We start from the raw sequence: 16,589 nt of genomic DNA on the forward strand, positions 1-16,589 counted from the left end.
CCATGACCGACAATAAATTAAGCGTTATCGATCTGCATAAACGTTACGGCGAGCACGAGGTGCTGAAAGGCGTCTCGCTGAAAGCGAAGGCCGGAGACGTGATTAGTATTATCGGCTCATCGGGTTCCGGTAAAAGTACCTTCCTGCGCTGCATTAACTTTCTTGAGAAGCCAAGCGAAGGAACGATTATCGTCAACGGACAGAATATTGGCCTGGTGCGCGATAAAGACGGCCAGTTGAAGGTAGCGGATAAAAACCAGCTGCGTCTGCTGCGCACGCGACTGACGATGGTGTTCCAGCACTTCAACCTGTGGAGCCACATGACGGTACTGGAAAACGTCATGGAGGCGCCGATTCAGGTGCTCGGCCTCAACAAACAGGAAGCGCGCGAGCGGGCGGTGAAGTATCTGGCGAAAGTCGGCATCGATGAACGCCAGCAGATCAAATATCCGGTACATCTTTCCGGCGGTCAGCAGCAGCGCGTGTCCATCGCGCGGGCGCTGGCGATGGAGCCGGACGTACTGTTGTTTGATGAGCCGACCTCGGCACTTGATCCGGAGCTGGTGGGCGAAGTATTGCGTATTATGCAAAAACTGGCGGAAGAGGGGAAAACCATGGTGGTCGTCACCCACGAAATGGGCTTTGCCCGCCACGTCTCTTCACACGTGATTTTCCTCCATCAGGGAAGAATCGAAGAAGAGGGGCATCCCGACGAGCTGTTCGGCAACCCGAAAAGCCAGCGCCTGCAGCAGTTCCTTAAAGGTTCACTGAAGTAATCGCCTCTATCCCGGCGGGTTTGCTCGCCGGGAATGACTTAACGCTCCAGTCGGTAGATCCAATCATCGTAATCCACGCCGTTGAGGTGGTAGGCCTGTTCCAGCACCTGAATGCGTACAAAACCCAGCTTTTCCAGCAGCCGCGACGACCCCAGGTTATCTCCCAGCACCCAGGCATTAATGGCGTGGATGCCAAGGGTGGTAAAGCCGTAATCACAAATCGCGCGCAGCGCTTCGCTGGCGTAGCCCTGGCCCTGCGCTTGCGGCAGTAGCGCGTAGCCGACGTCGGCCTCGTGCGGATTTTTCGTACTGATGCGCAGACCAATATCTCCCAGCGGCGTGCCGGCCGAATCGCGCAACACAAAGACGCCGGTATCTTCGCAGCGGCATTCAAACACGCTGCGTAGCGCCGTTTCGCTTAACACCTCACCCATGTAACGCATGACGTCAGGATCCTGACGCAGACGCAGAAAAAAGGGCCAATCGGCCGGAGTGAAGCGGGAAAGCAACAGGCGGGGCGTTGTTATCGTAGTCATAAAGCGATTAATCAGCTAAAACGAAAGACTACTTTACCACTATGCTGCGCCGGGTAACATGCTCGTCCTCGCGAATCAGCCCGTGGGTGACGTGGCGCTCAGACTTTGCAGGTAGCGCTGCACGCGGTGATTTTCAGGTGAACGGCGAAGCTGTAGCGCCAGGTTGAGGCTATCCAGCAGTTGGGCGTTAGCCACCAACGGCGAATCGGCGGCGATGCGCTTTTCCGCGACTAACCATTCAACGACGGATTTCCAGCGCCAGAGAGGGGAATTGCCTTTCACACGCTGTACGGGGCCGGGAAACCGCCCGCTGCCGCGAGCGCCCTCTTTTAATAGCGCGATCGCCTGGCGGGAGACGCCGATAAGTTCGGCGATATCGCTCAGCCCGACCAGTGTCGAATCGATGGACTCCACGCGGATATCTGGCAGCGCGGCGGTTTCTACATCGCGGATGGCGGACAGCGCCGCCTGTTCCAGCGATTGGCACTCGCGATCGAACTCGAGGTAGACCGCGGTACCGTAAAAGCAGACCAGAGCGTCGCTACAGCCTGCGGCAAAGAGCGCATCTTCCAGTCCGGGCGTTTGACTGGTGACGCCGGATAGCGTCAGCGTAAAATTAAATATCGGCATCGTTTAGCGTTCCTTATGCGTGATGCGTGCGGTAGCCGGGATGGGACACCGTTCGACCATTCTGATTATTTGCCGGGCGTGGTTTTCAGGGACGGCGGGCGTCGACCAAATGCTCATCATATGTTCACGGTGCTCCGCCACGCCGCAGACGAGACGCCCAAAGCAATGAGCGCTTTTACCTGCAGGCAGCAATATCCACCCCCGCGCCAGCGCCGTGGCAATCGCCATCCTGATATGTTTGTCCGGATGTTCCTTCATCGTTAAATCCTGCTCAGAATAAAAAGAGTGTTGACGGGTGTCAACGAGTTTTGAGGATATATTCCTCGTCAGGACGTTATGGCAGGAGAATATTTTTGCGGTTGGAATGTGCTTCACAAGAAACGTAGCAAGGAGAACAGGGAATTAACGATTTGCGAGGCGGCTTCCGCCCCAGAGAAGAGAATGGGGAGCCATTGCTCCCCGTTTATCTACCTAGCCCAACACATCCTTCAGCGCCTCTTCCAGATCGTACCAGCGGAAGCTAAAGCCGGCGGCTTCCAGGCGTTTTGGCAGCGCGCGCTGGCCGCCGAGCACCAGTACCGAGGATTCCCCCATCAGCAGGCGAATGGCGGCGGCGGGAACGCGGAAAATCGCCGGGCGATTGAGCGCGTGGCCGAGCGCGTGGGCAAACTGTTCGTTACGCACGGGATAGGGCGAGACCATATTGAACGGGCCGCGCAGATCGTTATCCAGCAGCCACAGAATACCGTTCACCATATCATCGATATGGATCCACGCCAGATACTGGCGACCGTCGCCGATAGGTCCGCCCAGGCCGAGCTTAAACGCGGGCGTCATTTTGGCCAGGATCCCGCCCCGCGGCGCTAAGACGACGCCGGTGCGCAACAGGCACACGCGCGTGCGATCGCTTTGCGCCTCACAGGCGATTTGCTCCCAGCGGGCGCAAAGTTTATGGGTAAATTCGTTGTGCGGCGGCTCTTCCTCGGTCACCACGACTTCACCGAGATCGCCGTAATAGCCGGTAGCGGAACCGCTAATCAGCACGGAAGGTGGTGTTTCGCTGGCTTTAAATAACGCGACCAGCTGGCGGGTGATGTCCCAGCGGCTGTGGCACAGGCGCTCTTTTTGCTCTGCCGTCCAGCGCTTATCGGCGATCGGTTCACCGGCAAGGTTAATGACGGCGTCAAAGCCATCGAGGTTGTTTTGCCCTTCGAAACCGCGCCACAGCGTGACGCGGGGATCGAGACGGGGTTTCGCACGTTCAGGGTTGCGGGTGGAAACCGTGAGCTGGTGCCCAAGTTCCAGTAGCCTGGTAATAAGATGCCGACCAATGAGCCCGGTACCGCCAGTGAGCAGGATTTTCATACCGCCTCCCTTACAAACGTTTTAGCGCCGCCAGCTCATAGTCATCGATACTGAGTCGGCATAGCGCAGCGCGTGAAGTTTATCGATCTCTACTTCAGCATAAGTGACCCAGTGATGTTCGCATGCGATATTGAGCACATCCTGGGTTAATTTTTCCAGCAGCGAGAAGCGGTTATTCTCGATATGGCTGATGATGCGTTTAGTAATGGTGCGATAGTTCAGGGCATCATTGATGTCTTCGCTGTCGCGAGCCTTATCGGCCGGATAGTGAATCACCACATTCACCAACACATCCTGACGGTTGGCGATCTCTTCCTCTTTGATTCCAATAAAAGTACGCAGGCGCAGGTTCTTAATACGAATAATGGCGTCTGGCTGAGACATTGCAGGCTTCCTCCGTGTAGTAATTTCCGCAATCATACATCAAAGCACGCCCTGCGAGCAGGGGATTAATACTGTTGCGTTTTGAGTAGCGCTTGTTGCGTTGCCGGGCGCTGGCGGATGCGTTCAAACCAGTTATGCACCGCCGGGAACTGGCTAAGATCGATGCGTTGGCGCTGGTGGGCATTAATCCATGGCCAGCAGGCGATATCGGCGATACTGTAGTGCTCGCCGCCCAACCATGGACTGGCTTCAAGACGCCGGTTCATTACGCCATACAGACGCTGGCTTTCGACCTGATAGCGTTCAATGGCGTAGGGGACAGCCTGAGGCGCGTGATGGTTAAAGTGGTGGTTTTGCCCAAGCATCGGCCCCAGACCGCCGACCTGCCAGAACAGCCATTGCAGGGTAGTATGCCGTTCGCGCAGCTCGCCGCTCAGTAATTTTCCCGATTTTTCCGCCAGATAGAGCAGGATCTCTCCGGACTCAAACAGGCTTAACGGCGCGCCGCCGTCGACCGGAACGTGGTCAACGATCGCCGGGATCTTATTATTTGGCGAGATAGCCAGAAACTGCGGGCGAAACTGTTCACCTTTGCCGATATCGACGCGTATCAGGCGATAGGCCAGCTGCGCCTCTTCGAGAAAAAGAGTGATTTTGTGGCCGTTGGGGGTGGGTGCGTAGTAAAGATCGATCATGAGGTCTCCCGCCATCGAAGGTCGCAAACGTTTCGAGTATAGGCGACCTGCGCAATCGCGGGGCAAAGATTATATTGCGAAATCCTCATGCGGCTGCCAGTGACATCTTATAGCAGACCAGCTATGTTGATTTATCTCCCCCTGGCTTCATTGAGGATGTTATGAATCAGCCTGTTATTACCCTGTGGTCCGATGCCGATTTTTTCTCCCCCTATGTGATGTCCGTGTACGTGGCGCTGCAGGAAAAAAGCCTGCCGTTCACTCTTAAGACCGTCAATCTCGACAGCGGCGAGCATCTGCAGCCAGGCTGGAAGGGCTACTCCGCGACACGGCGCGTGCCGCTGTTGGAAGTGGATAATTTTTCGCTGAGCGAATCCTCGGCCATTACCGAATACCTTGATGAACGCTTTGCGCCGCCGGAGTGGGAGCGCTTGTATCCGCACGACCTGCAAAAACGCGCGCGGGCGCGGCAGGTGCAGGCCTGGCTGCGCAGCGATCTGATGCCCATACGCGAAGAACGTTCCACCGATGTGGTGTTTGGCGGCGCGAAGAAGCCGGCGCTCAGCGCCGCGGGGCAAACCAGTGCGGCTAAACTCTTTGCTACCGCCGGCGCGCTTTTGGCGCATGGCGGGCAGAATCTGTTTGGCGAATGGTGTATCGCCGATGCCGATCTTGCACTGATGCTAAACCGTCTGGTGCTGAACGGCGACGAGGTGCCGGAAGCGCTGGCGGACTACGCGACCTTCCAGTGGCAGCGGGCATCTGTTCAGCGTTATGCCGCACTGTCGGCTAAACGTAGCGGCTGATAAGCGCAGGCAGTTCCGTTATCATAGACAGACCGTATTGTCTGGTAAGGGGTTGATATGAAACTGATGTTCGCATCCGATATTCACGGCTCGCTGCCTGCGACCGAACGCGTTCTGGAACGCTTCGCGCAGAGCGGGGCGCAGTGGCTGGTTATCCTCGGCGATGTGCTTAATCACGGGCCGCGCAACGCGCTGCCGGAAGGGTATGCGCCGGCGCAGGTCGCCGAGCGGCTGAACAGCGTCGCGCAGCGGATTATCGCCGTCCGCGGTAACTGCGATAGCGAAGTCGATCAAATGCTGCTGCATTTCCCCATTACCGCCCCCTGGCAGCAGGTGCTCAGCGAACGCTACCGCCTGTTTCTGACCCACGGTCATCTCTATAGTCCGGATAATTTGCCGCCGCTCGCCGCTGGCGATGTACTGGCTTATGGTCATACTCATATTCCGGTTGCCGAGAAACGCGGCGATATTTTCCTCTTCAATCCTGGTTCTGTGAGCATCCCGAAAGGCGGCTTTGCCGCCAGCTACGGCATGCTGGAAGATGATCGGCTGCAGGTTTTCGCACTCAAAGATAATCAGGTTATTGCAGAGGCCGCAATTTACCCGTAATTTACCCCTCAATCGTAAAGACGCGCCGCGAGAGCGCTTAAAAGTAAGGTTTCCTGATGGCGGAACAGAAGCATTTGGCAAGCACAGAATGGGTCGATATTGTTAATGAAAACAATGAGGTGATAGCACAGTCCAGCCGCGAGCAGATGCGCGCGCAGTGTCTGCGTCACCGCGCGACCTATATTGTGGTTCATGATGGGATGGGCAAGATTCTGGTGCAGCGCCGTACCGAGAGCAAAGATTTCATGCCGGGCATGCTGGATGCGACCGCCGGCGGCGTGGTGCAGGCGGATGAACAGCTGCTGGACTCCGCGCGCCGCGAAGCGGAAGAAGAGCTGGGGATTGCGGGCGTGCCTTTTGCCGATCACGGCCAATTCTACTACGAAGATAAACACTGCCGCGTCTGGGGAAGCTTATTCAGCTGTGTTTCTCATGGCCCGTTCGCCCTGCAGGAAGAAGAGGTCAGCGAAGTATGCTGGCTGACGCCGGAAGAGATCACCGCGCGCTGCGATGAGTTCACCGCCGATTCACTGAAAGCGCTGGCGCTGTGGATGACCCGTAACGCGGGCAATACCGGCCACGATCGCGACGAGCCGGAAGAAGACGAAGCGTAATTTCCTTTACGTGTTAGCGTCATAAAAAAGGCAGCCATTTGGCTGCCTTTTTTGTCTCAGCGGGAGATTATTTCTGCTGCTGAGAAGACTGAATCGCCGTCAGCGCGATGGTGTAGACGATATCGTCTACCAGCGCGCCGCGGGACAGGTCGTTTACCGGCTTACGCATACCCTGCAGCATCGGCCCGATGGAGATCAGGTCAGCGGAACGCTGTACGGCTTTGTAAGTGGTGTTACCGGTGTTCAGATCCGGGAAGATGAACACGGTCGCGCGGCCAGCTACCGGAGAGTTCGGCGCTTTGGACTTCGCTACGTCAGCCATAACTGCGGCATCATACTGCAGCGGACCGTCGATCATCAGGTCAGGACGTTTTTCCTGCGCCAGACGAGTCGCTTCGCGTACTTTTTCTACATCGCTACCTGCGCCGGAGGTACCGGTGGAGTAGGAGAGCATCGCCACGCGCGGTTCGATACCGAAGGCAATCGCGGAATCAGCGGACTGAATCGCGATTTCCGCCAGCTGTTCTGCGGTCGGATCCGGGTTGATCGCGCAGTCGCCGTAAACGTAAACCTGTTCCGGCAGCAGCATGAAGAATACGGAAGAGACCAGCGAGCTGCCCGGCGCCGTTTTGATAAGCTGCAGCGGCGGACGGATGGTATTGGCGGTGGTGTGAACCGCGCCGGATACCAGGCCGTCAACTTCGTCTTGTTCCAGCATCAGGGTGCCGAGAACCACGTTATCTTCCAGTTGCTCGCGCGCAACCGCTTCGGTCATGCCTTTGTTCTTACGCAGTTCGACCAGACGCGCCACGTAGCTTTCGCGAACCACTTCCGGATCGACGATTTCAATACCAGCGCCCAGCTCTACGCCCTGAGAGGCCGCAACGCGGTTGATCTCATCCGGGTTACCCAGCAGTACGCAGGTAGCAATACCGCGCTCGGCGCAGATGGCCGCCGCTTTAACGGTACGCGGTTCGTCGCCTTCCGGCAGAACGACGCGTTTGCCCGCTTTACGCGCCAGCTCGGTCAGCTGGTAGCGGAAGGCCGGCGGAGACAGACGACGGCTGCGCTCGGAGGTCGCGGTCAGCGATTCGATCCAGTCGGCGTTGATGTAGTTGGCAACGTATTCCTGAACTTTCTCGATGCGCTCGTGATCGTCAACCGGTACTTCCAGGTTGAAGCTCTGCAGGCTCAGAGAGGTCTGCCAGGTGTTGGTGTTAACCATGAATACCGGCAGGCCGGTGGCGAAAGCGCGTTCGCACAGTTTGCTGATGCGCGCGTCCATTTCATAGCCGCCGGTCAGCAGGATAGCGCCGATTTCTACGCCGTTCATCGCCGCCAGGCAGGCTGCGACCAGTACGTCAGGACGGTCTGCGGAAGTCACCAGCAGAGAACCCGGACGGAAGTGCTCCAGCATGTGCGGAATGCTGCGCGCGCAGAAGGTTACGGACTTCACGCGGCGAGTATTGATGTCGCCTTCGTTGATCACGGTCGCGTTCAGGTGATGCGCCATGTCGATAGCGCGCGTGGCGATCAGATCGAAGCTCCATGGCACCGCGCCCAGCACCGGCAGCGGGCTGCCGTTCTGCAGCTGCGCCGGGTCGATCTTCACGACTTTCGCTTTAGACGAGTCGTCGAAGATTTCGGACAGGTCAGGGCGGGTACGGCCTTGTTCATCAACCGGAGCATTCAGTTTGTTAACGATAACGCCAGTGATGCTGGTGTTCTTCGCGCCGCCGAAGCTGTTGCGAGTCAGTTCAATACGCTCGTTCAGCTGTTCCGGGGTATCGGTGCCCTGGGACATCACGAAGACGATTTCCGCGTTAAGCGTTTTCGCGATTTCGTAGTTCAGAGACTGAGCGAACTGGTGTTTACGGGTCGGGACCAGGCCTTCAACCAGCACCACTTCAGCATCCTGAGTGTTGGCATGGTAGTTGGCGATGATTTCTTCCATCAGCACGTCTTTCTGGTTGCTGGACAGCAGCGACTCAACGTGGCTCATGTTCATCGGCTCAGCGGCAGTCGTCGTTGAAGAGCTGGCGCGAACGATGGTGGTAGTCTGGTCTGGAGTATCGCCACCGGAACGCGGCTGGGCGATAGGTTTAAAGACGCTCAGGCGAACGCCTTTGCGTTCCATAGCGCGGATAACACCGAGGCTGACGCTGGTCAGGCCTACGCTGGTTCCGGTAGGGATCAGCATGATAGTACGGGACACGATATATCCTCTTTCGTTACCGCCAGTTTTAGGCGGGATACAAAACAGCACCGCCAGCTTACCGTCATGCTTCAAGTGGCAACTCGAAGACGTCAGGGTTATCGCTGGCGGTGTGGAATTAAGCGGTCAGACGGTGTGCGTCTTGAGCGATAACCAGCTCTTCGTTGGTCGGGATAACCACGGCAGGGCGGGTACCTTCTTTGTTGATGAAGCCAGACTTACCGAAACGGGCAGCCAGGTTACGCTCGTGATCAACTTCGAAGCCCAGAACGCCCAGTTTACCCAGGGACAGTTCACGAACCATCGCGGCGTTTTCACCGATACCACCGGTGAAGATAACCGCGTCCAGACGACCGTCCATCAGCGCGGTGTAAGAACCGATGTATTTCGCCAGGCGGTGGCAATAAACGTCCATTGCGCGCTTAGCGTCAGCTTTATCCGCGTAGTTGTCCTCAACGTAGCGGCAGTCGCTGGTGACTTCGGTCAGACCCAGCAGGCCGGACTCTTTGGTCAGCATTTTGTTGATAGCATCTACGCTCATACCCAGCGCGTCGTGCAGGTGGAAAATGATCGCCGGGTCGATATCGCCAGAGCGAGTACCCATCACCAGACCTTCCAGCGGGGTCAGACCCATGGAGGTATCAACGCATTTACCGTTACGGATAGCGGAAACGGAACCACCGTTGCCGAGGTGGCAGGTGATGATGTTCAGTTCTTCAACCGGCTTGTTCAGTACCTTAGCGGCTTCCTGAGTCACATAGTAGTGGCTGGTGCCGTGCGCGCCGTAACGACGTACGCCGTGCTCTTTGTACAGGCTGTACGGCAGGGCGTACAGGTAGGACTCTTCCGGCATGGTCTGATGGAACGCGGTGTCGAACACGGCAACGTTCTTGTCTTTCAGGTGCGGGAAGGATTTCAGCGCTTCAGCGATACCGATCAGGTGCGCCGGGTTGTGCAGCGGTGCGAAGGAAGCGGAATCTTTGATGCCCTGAATAACGGAATCGTCGATGACGACGGAACTGGTGTATTTTTCACCGCCGTGAACGATACGATGGCCAATTGCGGTCAGCTGTGCTGACAGTTCTGGTTTTTGTGCCAGAATAGTGTTAACGATAAAGTTCAGCGCTTCACTGTGAGCGGCGCCTGCGCCTAACTCAGCTTCGTGTTTGCCGCCGTCCATTTTCCATTTGATACGGGCTTCAGGAAGATGGAAACATTCGGCTAAACCGGAGAGATATTCGTCACCGTTAACGGCATCCAGGATAGCAAATTTCAGGGAAGAGCTACCGCAGTTCAGAACCAGTACTAACTTACTCGACATGGAAGTACCTTTTATGATACGTGGCTAAAAAAACATCAGTGTGTCACAAAGCGTAGCGCAGGATGACATCGACATTTATGATTAACATCATGCCTTGTTCTGTTTTCTGGCACGATGAGGGAAGTACATATGATTTTATGTCATTTTGCATAATTTTCCGCCAGCAGCAGAATATGCGATAATTTGACTAACCTGGTAAAAGGGTCTAACCGCCCTCTCAGGTGGGCACAGGATACCTGATTGCCGCATCCATTGCCAAAATCTTTTGAACGTTGTCATGCACAGTTGGTGTTTTGCACGAAAATTTTAAGTTTTATATGTAAAGTTGAGGTATAGCCATGTCGACCCCTGAGAATCGCCCCGTTAGCTTTTTTAGCTTGTTTCGTCGCGGGCAGCACTATGCGAAGACCTGGCCCCTCGATAAGCGATTGGCGCCGGTGTTTGTCGAAAACCGCATTATTCGCGCTACCCGCTACGCGATTCGCATCATGCCGCCGGTTGCGGTCTTCACCTTATGCTGGCAGATAGCGCTCGGCGGCCAGCTTGGCCCGGCCGTCGCCACCGCGCTGTTTGCCTTAAGCCTGCCGATGCAGGGGCTGTGGTGGTTGGGCAAGCGTTCCGTGACGCCATTACCGCCATCAATATTGAACTGGTTTTATGAAGTGCGCGGCAAATTACAAGAGGCCGGGCAGGCGTTAGCGCCGGTTGACGGCAAGCCGGATTACCAGGCGCTGGCTGACACGCTTAAGCGCGCCTTCAAACAACTGGATAAAACTTTCCTTGATGATTTGTAATTCCATACGGAAAACGCATATAAAAGAAGGCGCATGATTTATGCGCCTTCTTTATTTCACGCCGTAAGTGCTACAGGAGTCAAAAATGGAAATGACCAATGCGCAGCGTCTGATTTTGTCCAATCAGTACAAGATGATGACTATGCTCGACCCGGACAACGCCGAACGTTACCGCCGTCTACAGACCATCATCGAGCGTGGATATGGGCTGCAAATGCGCGAGCTGGACCGCGAGTTTGGCCAACTGACGGAAGAAACCTGCCGGACCATTATCGATATCATGGAGATGTACCACGCGCTGCACGTTTCGTGGACCAACCTGAAGGACGCGTCCGCTATCGATGAACGTCGGGTGACCTTCCTTGGTTTTGACGTCGCCACCGAGGCCCGCTATCTCGGCTACGTGCGCTTTATGGTCAATGTAGAAGGGCGCTATAGCCACTTCGACGCCGGGACTCACGGCTTTAACTCGCAGACGCCGATGTGGGAAAAATACCAGCGTATGCTGGCCGCCTGGCACTCCTGCCCGCGCCAGTATCACTTGAGTAGTAACGAAATTAACCAAATTATCAATGCCTGATGGAGGTGCCCGTGCAGTGTAAAGGTTTCCTGTTCGATCTCGACGGGACGCTGGTGGATTCTTTGCCGGTGGTCGAGCGTTCATGGTGTAAATGGGGCGATCGTTTCGGCATTCCGCACGATGAGATTCTCGGTTTCATTCACGGTAAACAGGCCATCACTTCGATTCGTCATTTTATGCCGGGGCGCAGCGAAGAGGATATTCAGGCCGAGTTCCGCTTCCTTGAGCAGATTGAAGCCACCGATATCGACGGCATTGTCGCACTGCCGGGCGCGTTAAGCTTGCTGAATACGCTTAATGAAGCGGGGATCCCGTGGGCTATCGTGACTTCGGGTTCCATTCCGGTTGCTCACGCCCGCCACCGCGCGGCAGGTCTGCCGATGCCGAAAGTGTTCGTTACCGCCGAGCAGGTGAAGAAGGGGAAACCGGCGCCGGATGCCTATCTGCTCGGCGCCGAACTGCTGGGCATACCGGCACAACAGTGCGCGGTGGTGGAAGATGCGCCGGCGGGGCTGCTTTCCGGGCTGGCTGCCGGATGCCGCACCATCGCCGTCAACGTTCCGGCCGATGCGCCGCGCCTTGATGAGGCCGATCTGGTGCTGACGACCCTCGAAAGCTTGCGCATTGAGCGGCAGGCGGATGGCAATGTTCAGGTGAATCTTAAAGCATAATCTCATGACTTAGCCCCGCGTTGCCGGGGCTTTTTTGTGCCACAATTTCGGCTCCCTCTTCAGACAAGGATAAGTTGTGAACGGTGAATTGATTTGGGTGTTATCGCTACTGGCCATCACGGTTGTCTTGTTTGCGACCGGCAAGGTGCGCATGGATGCCATCGCGCTGATGGTGATAGTTGCGTTTGTGCTTAGCGGTACCTTAACCCTCAGCGAAGCCTTCTCCGGCTTTAGCGATCCGAACGTTATTCTCATTGCTGCTTTATTTATCATTGGCGACGGCCTGGTGCGCACCGGCGTGGCGACTAAGATGGGCTCCTGGCTGGTCAAGGTTGCCGGCAATAGCGAAACCAAAATGCTGGTCTACCTGATGCTCACCGTTGCCGGACTGGGGGCGTTTATGAGCTCAACCGGCGTAGTGGCGATATTTATTCCGGTAGTGCTCAGCGTCTCGCTGCGTATGAATACCTCGCCGTCGCGGCTGATGATGCCGCTAAGCTTCGCCGGGCTGATTAGCGGCATGATGACGCTGGTGGCGACGCCGCCGAACCTGGTGGTCAACAGTGAGCTGCTGCGCGAGGGGTTGCATGGCTTCAGCTTCTTCAGCGTGACCCCGATTGGCCTGGTGGTGCTGGTGTTGGGTATCGTCTATATGCTGGTGATGCGCTTTATGCTGAAGGGCGAAGATGACAGCGCCGCCCGCGATGGCCGCAAGAAAAGCACCTTCCGCGATTTAATCAAAGAGTACCACCTCACCGGTAGGGCGCGCCGGCTGGCGATTCGTCCGGGCTCGCCGATGATCGGCCAGCGGCTTGATGATTTAAAGCTGCGTGAACGTTACTGCGCCAACGTTATCGGCGTCGAACGCTGGCGGCGTTTTCGCCGGGTGATCGTCAACGTTAACGGGGTGTCGGAGTTTCGCGCCCGCGACGTGTTGCTGATCGATATGTCGGCATCCGACGTCGATCTGCGGCAGTTTTGCGGCGAGCAGATGCTTGAGCCGATGGTGCTGCGCGGCGAATACTTTTCCGACCAGGCGCTGGACGTCGGTATGGCGGAAGTTTCGTTAATCCCTGACTCAGAGCTTATCGGCAAAACGGTGCGCGAGATGGCCTTCCGTACCCGTTTTGGTCTGAATATCGTTGGCCTGAAGCGCGATGGTAAAGCGCTCGACGGCGCGGTAGTCGATGAACAACTCCAGTTAGGCGACATTATGCTGGTAGTTGGCAACTGGCGGCAGATAGCCATGCTGGCTAAACGCGGCCGCGATTTTGTGGTGCTGAATATGCCGGTAGAGGTCAACGATGCTTCGCCCGCGCACAGCCAGGCGCCGCACGCCATTTTCTGCCTGGTGTTAATGGTAGCGCTGATGCTTACCGATGAAATCCCCAACCCTATCGCCGCCATCATCGCCTGCCTGTTGATGGGCAAGTTTCGCTGTATTAACGCCGAGAGCGCCTATAAGGCGATCCACTGGCCGAGCATCATTTTGATCGTGGGTATGATGCCCTTCGCCCTGGCGTTGCAGAAAACCGGCGGCGTGGATTTAGTGGTGCAGGGATTAATGGACGTCGCCGGAAGTAAAGGCCCCTATTTGATGCTGGGTTGTCTGTTTGTGATGTGCGCGGCGATTGGTCTGTTTATCTCGAATACCGCGACGGCGGTGCTGATGGCGCCAATTGCTCTGGCGGCGGCGAAATCGATGGGAGTATCGCCATATCCTTTTGCCATGGTGGTGGCGATGGCGGCTTCGGCGGCGTTTATGACCCCGGTCTCTTCACCGGTTAATACGCTGGTGCTCGGACCCGGTAAATATTCGTTCAGTGATTTTGTCAAAATCGGTGTGCCCTTCACCGTACTGGTGATGGTGGTCTGCGTACTGCTGATCCCGGTACTCTTTCCGTTTTAATTCATTCAGGCCGGGCAGGGGCTGCCCGGCCTGAATATTAAAGCGGTGAATCCTGGCTGATTTCATCGAGCGACAGCTGGAAGCTCGGGACAAATACCTGCATAAAGTAATCCATCTCCGGGCTACGGCGCGACTCCAGCGTTTTTTCCAGCCGACCTTTCGCCAGCAGAAATTCGTTATTGCCGGCAGAAAGCTCTTCAAGACATTTCAGATAGGCGCACAGGGCGTCGGCCTGCTTCACAATCGACTGCTCTTCTTCGCTGTAATGGTGTTCATCAATCAGGGGCTCAAAGATATCGCGCAGCTCATCGGGAACCATATCGACCAGTTTTTGCTGAGCGATTTTTTCAATCGCCTTATATTCCTGGGCAATCTGCGAATTGAAATATTTCACCGGCGTGGGCAGATCGCCGGTGAGGACCTCGGAGGCATCGTGATACATCGCCAGCAGGGCAATGCGTTCGGCGTTGACCTGGCCGCCAAACTTGCGGTTCTTAATCGCCGCCAGCGCGTGGGCGACCATCGCCACCTGCAAACTGTGCTCGGAGACGTTCTCGGTGCGCACGTTGCGCATCAATGGCCAGCGGTTAATTAGTTTCAGGCGGGAGAGGTGGGCAAAGAAATGACTCTGACTCATAGGAACCCTTAAGCAGTGACAACATCGGGTTCCATTGTGCGCAGGGATCGCCGCCGGATGCAAATACCGGCGGCGGCGCGATTAAAGCTGATGATAGCCGGAGAGGAAGCGCCCGAAGCGGGAAATCGCCATTTCCAGGTCATCTTCACGCGGCAGGGTGACGATACGCACGTGATCCGGCCACGGCCAGTTGAAGGCGGTACCCTGGACCAGCAGCACTTTCTCCTGCAGCAGGAAATCGAGCACCATCTTCTGGTCATCGTGGATATTAAAGCGTTTGGCGTCGATTTTCGGGAACATATACAGCGCGCCTTTTGGCTTGACGCAGGAGACGCCCGGGATCTCGTTGATTAACTCCCAGGCGCGGTTACGTTGCTCATACAAGCGCCCGCCCGGAATGATAAACTCGCTAATGCTCTGATAGCCGCCTAGCGCGGTTTGGATAGCGTGTTGCGCCGGGACGTTGGCGCACAGGCGCATCGAGGCCAGCATTTCCAGCCCTTCGATATAGCCTTTGGCGTGCTTTTTCGGCCCGTTCAGCACCATCCAGCCCTGGCGGAAACCAGCGACGCGATAGGTCTTCGACAGCCCGTTGAAGGTGACGGTTAACATATCCGGCGCCAGCGCGGCGATAGAGTGATGTTCGGCGTCGTCATACAGGATCTTGTCGTAGATTTCGTCGGCGAAAATAATCAGGTTGTGCTGACGGGCGATCTCGACAATCTCCTGCAGCAGCTCTTTGGAATAAACGGCGCCCGTTGGGTTATTCGGGTTAATGATGACGATCCCGCGGGTGCGCGGCGTTATTTTGGCGCGGATATCGTCGAGATCCGGGAACCAGTCTGAGGATTCGTCGCACAGATAGTGCACCGCTTTGCCGCTGGAAAGCGAGACCGCCGCGGTCCACAGCGGGTAGTCCGGGGCTGGAACCAGCATTTCGTCGCCGCTGTTGAGCAGCGCCTGCATGGCCTGGACTATCAGCTCAGAAACGCCGTTACCGATATAGATATCTTCCACGGTAACATCGCGCATTCCGCGCGCCTGGTAGTGCTGCATAATTGCTTTACGGGCGGAATAGAGACCTTTTGAGTCGCTGTAGCCCTGGGCGGTCGGCAGATTGCGGATAACGTCGACGAGGATTTCGTCAGGCGCATCAAAGCCGAACGGCGCCGGGTTGCCGATATTCAGCTTGAGTACCTTGTTGCCTTCTTCTTCAAGGCGTTTTGCTTCTTTGAGAACCGGACCGCGGATGTCGTAACAGACATTCTCTAACTTGCTGGATTTTTCGATAGGGGACATGAACCTTTGACCTTTTAGCTGTTATCGCCACTCCCTGCCGTGGAAGTCAGCACGGAACAATGTACTCCGCATCCCCGCTGTTTTGAAGGGTTAACAGGAGAAGATTTTGCGAATAGTATTTTTTTAGAGTAATGAATTTATCTGTGTAATGGCGTTATTCTTTATATAATGTGCCTGATATGGGTTTTGGAATGGTTTTATGTTGCGCATATTGCGCAGATACATGGATATTTATCTGGTTTGTTGCTGATGGAAAAAGCGGGTTGCCTGAATTTTAACCGCTAAAAGACACTATGCTAATAAGAAAGAGGGTGCTGATAACTGTAGCAACTATGTTAATTTTTTTTAATAAAACATGCCAATTAATGAATCAGGTATATTTGATTGCATAGATTATTTCGGGTTTTGTTAATTTAATTATAGTGCTGCAAAAATGTTTAAAATTACCTTAGATAATACTGATTAGCGCTTATAAATATTGTGGTTTTCGGTTAGGATATGACGGTTAATATCGACGTATAAACCTCTGTTTAACGGCGTGATTTTATTAATATATTGTTATTGCAGGCTTTTTTGTTTGTGTTCCAGCAGGCGTTGTTATGCGTGTCGGGCTTCCGGGCGTAACGAGATTTGTTATTGCAGACTTTGTTTGAGATTCATCACATAACGTAAGTCTCAGTAATTAAAAATGCGTAGAGCTACGAACAAAATATTACTCAAATTTTTCGCACATTTGTCGCGAACGAGT

17 protein-coding genes and 1 pseudogene are annotated in these 16,589 nt (G+C 55.5%); 8 read left to right on the top strand and 10 right to left on the bottom strand.

The genetic code is table 11. From position 1 onward, the window contains the following. Window positions 1-2: 2 nt before the first annotated feature. The gene (gene hisP, locus PGR23_RS01015; protein ID WP_015365566.1) at window positions 3-776 is read left to right on the top strand and encodes a histidine ABC transporter ATP-binding protein HisP; all 774 of its coding nucleotides are present in this window, start codon (window positions 3-5) and stop codon (window positions 774-776) included. On the opposite strand, the pseudogene PGR23_RS01020 reads toward hisP, so the two are convergent. The 6 genes and pseudogenes from PGR23_RS01020 to yfcG form a co-directional block, all read right to left on the bottom strand. Next, a pseudogene (locus PGR23_RS01020) lies at window positions 757-1,312 on the bottom strand (GNAT family N-acetyltransferase). The gene hisP and the pseudogene PGR23_RS01020 overlap by 20 nt on opposite strands. Window positions 1,313-1,387: 75 nt before the next feature. Beyond that, window positions 1,388-1,942, bottom strand: a complete 555-nt coding sequence (locus tag PGR23_RS01025) for a hypothetical protein (RefSeq protein ID WP_047078307.1) — start codon at window positions 1,940-1,942, stop codon at window positions 1,388-1,390. A gap of 3 nt (window positions 1,943-1,945) precedes the next feature. Then, window positions 1,946-2,200 (bottom strand): hypothetical protein, encoded by a 255-nt coding sequence (locus PGR23_RS01030; RefSeq protein ID WP_063447805.1) that lies wholly within the window; start codon window positions 2,198-2,200, stop codon window positions 1,946-1,948. Between the two features lie 213 nt (window positions 2,201-2,413). Beyond that, window positions 2,414-3,307 carry a TIGR01777 family oxidoreductase gene (locus PGR23_RS01035; protein ID WP_316423256.1) on the bottom strand — a complete coding sequence of 298 codons (894 nt, stop codon included), beginning with the start codon at window positions 3,305-3,307 and terminating at the stop codon, window positions 2,414-2,416. 21 nt (window positions 3,308-3,328) lie between these two features. Further along, window positions 3,329-3,691 carry a dihydroneopterin triphosphate 2'-epimerase gene (gene folX, locus PGR23_RS01040; RefSeq protein ID WP_015365570.1) on the bottom strand — a complete coding sequence of 121 codons (363 nt, stop codon included), beginning with the start codon at window positions 3,689-3,691 and terminating at the stop codon, window positions 3,329-3,331. Window positions 3,692-3,756: 65 nt separating this feature from the next. Beyond that, window positions 3,757-4,386, bottom strand: coding sequence for a GSH-dependent disulfide bond oxidoreductase (gene yfcG / locus PGR23_RS01045; protein ID WP_047043304.1), 630 nt, complete (start codon window positions 4,384-4,386; stop codon window positions 3,757-3,759). Window positions 4,387-4,547: 161 nt separating this feature from the next. On the opposite strand from yfcG, the gene yfcF reads away from it, so the two are divergent. The 3 genes from yfcF to yfcD are packed head-to-tail and all read left to right on the top strand — an operon-like array spanning window position 4,548 to window position 6,415. Then, complete coding sequence (gene yfcF, locus PGR23_RS01050) at window positions 4,548-5,192, top strand: glutathione transferase (protein WP_015365572.1); 645 nt, start codon at window positions 4,548-4,550, stop codon at window positions 5,190-5,192. A gap of 57 nt (window positions 5,193-5,249) precedes the next feature. Beyond that, window positions 5,250-5,801: a phosphodiesterase gene (gene yfcE, locus PGR23_RS01055; RefSeq protein ID WP_047043293.1), complete on the top strand. Its 552-nt coding sequence runs from the start codon at window positions 5,250-5,252 to the stop codon at window positions 5,799-5,801. Between the two features lie 56 nt (window positions 5,802-5,857). Beyond that, the gene (yfcD, locus tag PGR23_RS01060) at window positions 5,858-6,415 is read left to right on the top strand and encodes an NUDIX hydrolase YfcD (protein ID WP_015365574.1); all 558 of its coding nucleotides are present in this window, start codon (window positions 5,858-5,860) and stop codon (window positions 6,413-6,415) included. A 67-nt stretch (window positions 6,416-6,482) separates the two neighbouring features. Here yfcD and pta read toward each other — a convergent pair whose 3' ends face one another. Then, on the bottom strand, window positions 6,483-8,630 hold the full coding sequence (gene pta, locus PGR23_RS01065) for a phosphate acetyltransferase (RefSeq protein WP_026612251.1): 2,148 nt from the start codon (window positions 8,628-8,630) through the stop codon (window positions 6,483-6,485). A 118-nt stretch (window positions 8,631-8,748) separates the two neighbouring features. After that, on the bottom strand, window positions 8,749-9,951 hold the full coding sequence (gene ackA, locus PGR23_RS01070; RefSeq protein WP_045391478.1) for an acetate kinase: 1,203 nt from the start codon (window positions 9,949-9,951) through the stop codon (window positions 8,749-8,751). A 338-nt stretch (window positions 9,952-10,289) separates the two neighbouring features. Between ackA and yfbV the strand changes: the two genes are divergently transcribed. The 4 genes from yfbV (at window position 10,290) to PGR23_RS01090 (ending at window position 13,905) form a co-directional block, all read left to right on the top strand. After that, window positions 10,290-10,745, top strand: coding sequence for a terminus macrodomain insulation protein YfbV (gene yfbV / locus PGR23_RS01075; protein ID WP_045391475.1), 456 nt, complete (start codon window positions 10,290-10,292; stop codon window positions 10,743-10,745). Between the two features lie 85 nt (window positions 10,746-10,830). Next, on the top strand, window positions 10,831-11,325 hold the full coding sequence (locus PGR23_RS01080; protein ID WP_045391472.1) for a YfbU family protein: 495 nt from the start codon (window positions 10,831-10,833) through the stop codon (window positions 11,323-11,325). Between the two features lie 11 nt (window positions 11,326-11,336). After that, window positions 11,337-11,996 carry a sugar phosphatase gene (locus PGR23_RS01085; protein WP_047043353.1) on the top strand — a complete coding sequence of 220 codons (660 nt, stop codon included), beginning with the start codon at window positions 11,337-11,339 and terminating at the stop codon, window positions 11,994-11,996. Between the two features lie 76 nt (window positions 11,997-12,072). Next, entirely contained in the window at window positions 12,073-13,905 is a 1,833-nt protein-coding gene (locus tag PGR23_RS01090; RefSeq protein ID WP_396279508.1) for an SLC13 family permease, read from the top strand. 37 nt (window positions 13,906-13,942) lie between these two features. Here PGR23_RS01090 and yfbR read toward each other — a convergent pair whose 3' ends face one another. Continuing rightward, on the bottom strand, window positions 13,943-14,542 hold the full coding sequence (gene yfbR, locus PGR23_RS01095; protein WP_032712094.1) for a 5'-deoxynucleotidase: 600 nt from the start codon (window positions 14,540-14,542) through the stop codon (window positions 13,943-13,945). Between the two features lie 81 nt (window positions 14,543-14,623). After that, the gene (gene alaA, locus PGR23_RS01100) at window positions 14,624-15,841 is read right to left on the bottom strand and encodes an alanine transaminase AlaA (protein WP_015365583.1); all 1,218 of its coding nucleotides are present in this window, start codon (window positions 15,839-15,841) and stop codon (window positions 14,624-14,626) included. Window positions 15,842-16,589: the final 748 nt, after the last annotated feature.

The organism is Klebsiella sp. 141162, from assembly GCF_050600755.1.
Lineage (GTDB): Bacteria > Pseudomonadota > Gammaproteobacteria > Enterobacterales > Enterobacteriaceae > Klebsiella > Klebsiella aerogenes.

Excerpts from the sequence above, each read along its gene's own strand:
- yfcD (WP_015365574.1), top strand. The coding sequence starts at position 5,858 with ATGGCGGAACAGAAGCATTTGGCAAGCACAGAATGGGTCGATATTGTT.
- PGR23_RS01030 (WP_063447805.1), bottom strand. The coding sequence starts at position 2,200 with ATGAAGGAACATCCGGACAAACATATCAGGATGGCGATTGCCACGGCG.
- yfcF (WP_015365572.1), top strand. The coding sequence starts at position 4,548 with ATGAATCAGCCTGTTATTACCCTGTGGTCCGATGCCGATTTTTTCTCC.
- alaA (WP_015365583.1), bottom strand. The coding sequence starts at position 15,841 with ATGTCCCCTATCGAAAAATCCAGCAAGTTAGAGAATGTCTGTTACGAC.
- folX (WP_015365570.1), bottom strand. The coding sequence starts at position 3,691 with ATGTCTCAGCCAGACGCCATTATTCGTATTAAGAACCTGCGCCTGCGT.
- PGR23_RS01025 (WP_047078307.1), bottom strand. The coding sequence starts at position 1,942 with ATGCCGATATTTAATTTTACGCTGACGCTATCCGGCGTCACCAGTCAA.
- ackA (WP_045391478.1), bottom strand. The coding sequence starts at position 9,951 with ATGTCGAGTAAGTTAGTACTGGTTCTGAACTGCGGTAGCTCTTCCCTG.
- yfcG (WP_047043304.1), bottom strand. The coding sequence starts at position 4,386 with ATGATCGATCTTTACTACGCACCCACCCCCAACGGCCACAAAATCACT.
- PGR23_RS01035 (WP_316423256.1), bottom strand. The coding sequence starts at position 3,307 with ATGAAAATCCTGCTCACTGGCGGTACCGGGCTCATTGGTCGGCATCTT.
- yfbR (WP_032712094.1), bottom strand. The coding sequence starts at position 14,542 with ATGAGTCAGAGTCATTTCTTTGCCCACCTCTCCCGCCTGAAACTAATT.
- hisP (WP_015365566.1), top strand. The coding sequence starts at position 3 with ATGACCGACAATAAATTAAGCGTTATCGATCTGCATAAACGTTACGGC.
- yfcE (WP_047043293.1), top strand. The coding sequence starts at position 5,250 with ATGAAACTGATGTTCGCATCCGATATTCACGGCTCGCTGCCTGCGACC.
- PGR23_RS01080 (WP_045391472.1), top strand. The coding sequence starts at position 10,831 with ATGGAAATGACCAATGCGCAGCGTCTGATTTTGTCCAATCAGTACAAG.
- yfbV (WP_045391475.1), top strand. The coding sequence starts at position 10,290 with ATGTCGACCCCTGAGAATCGCCCCGTTAGCTTTTTTAGCTTGTTTCGT.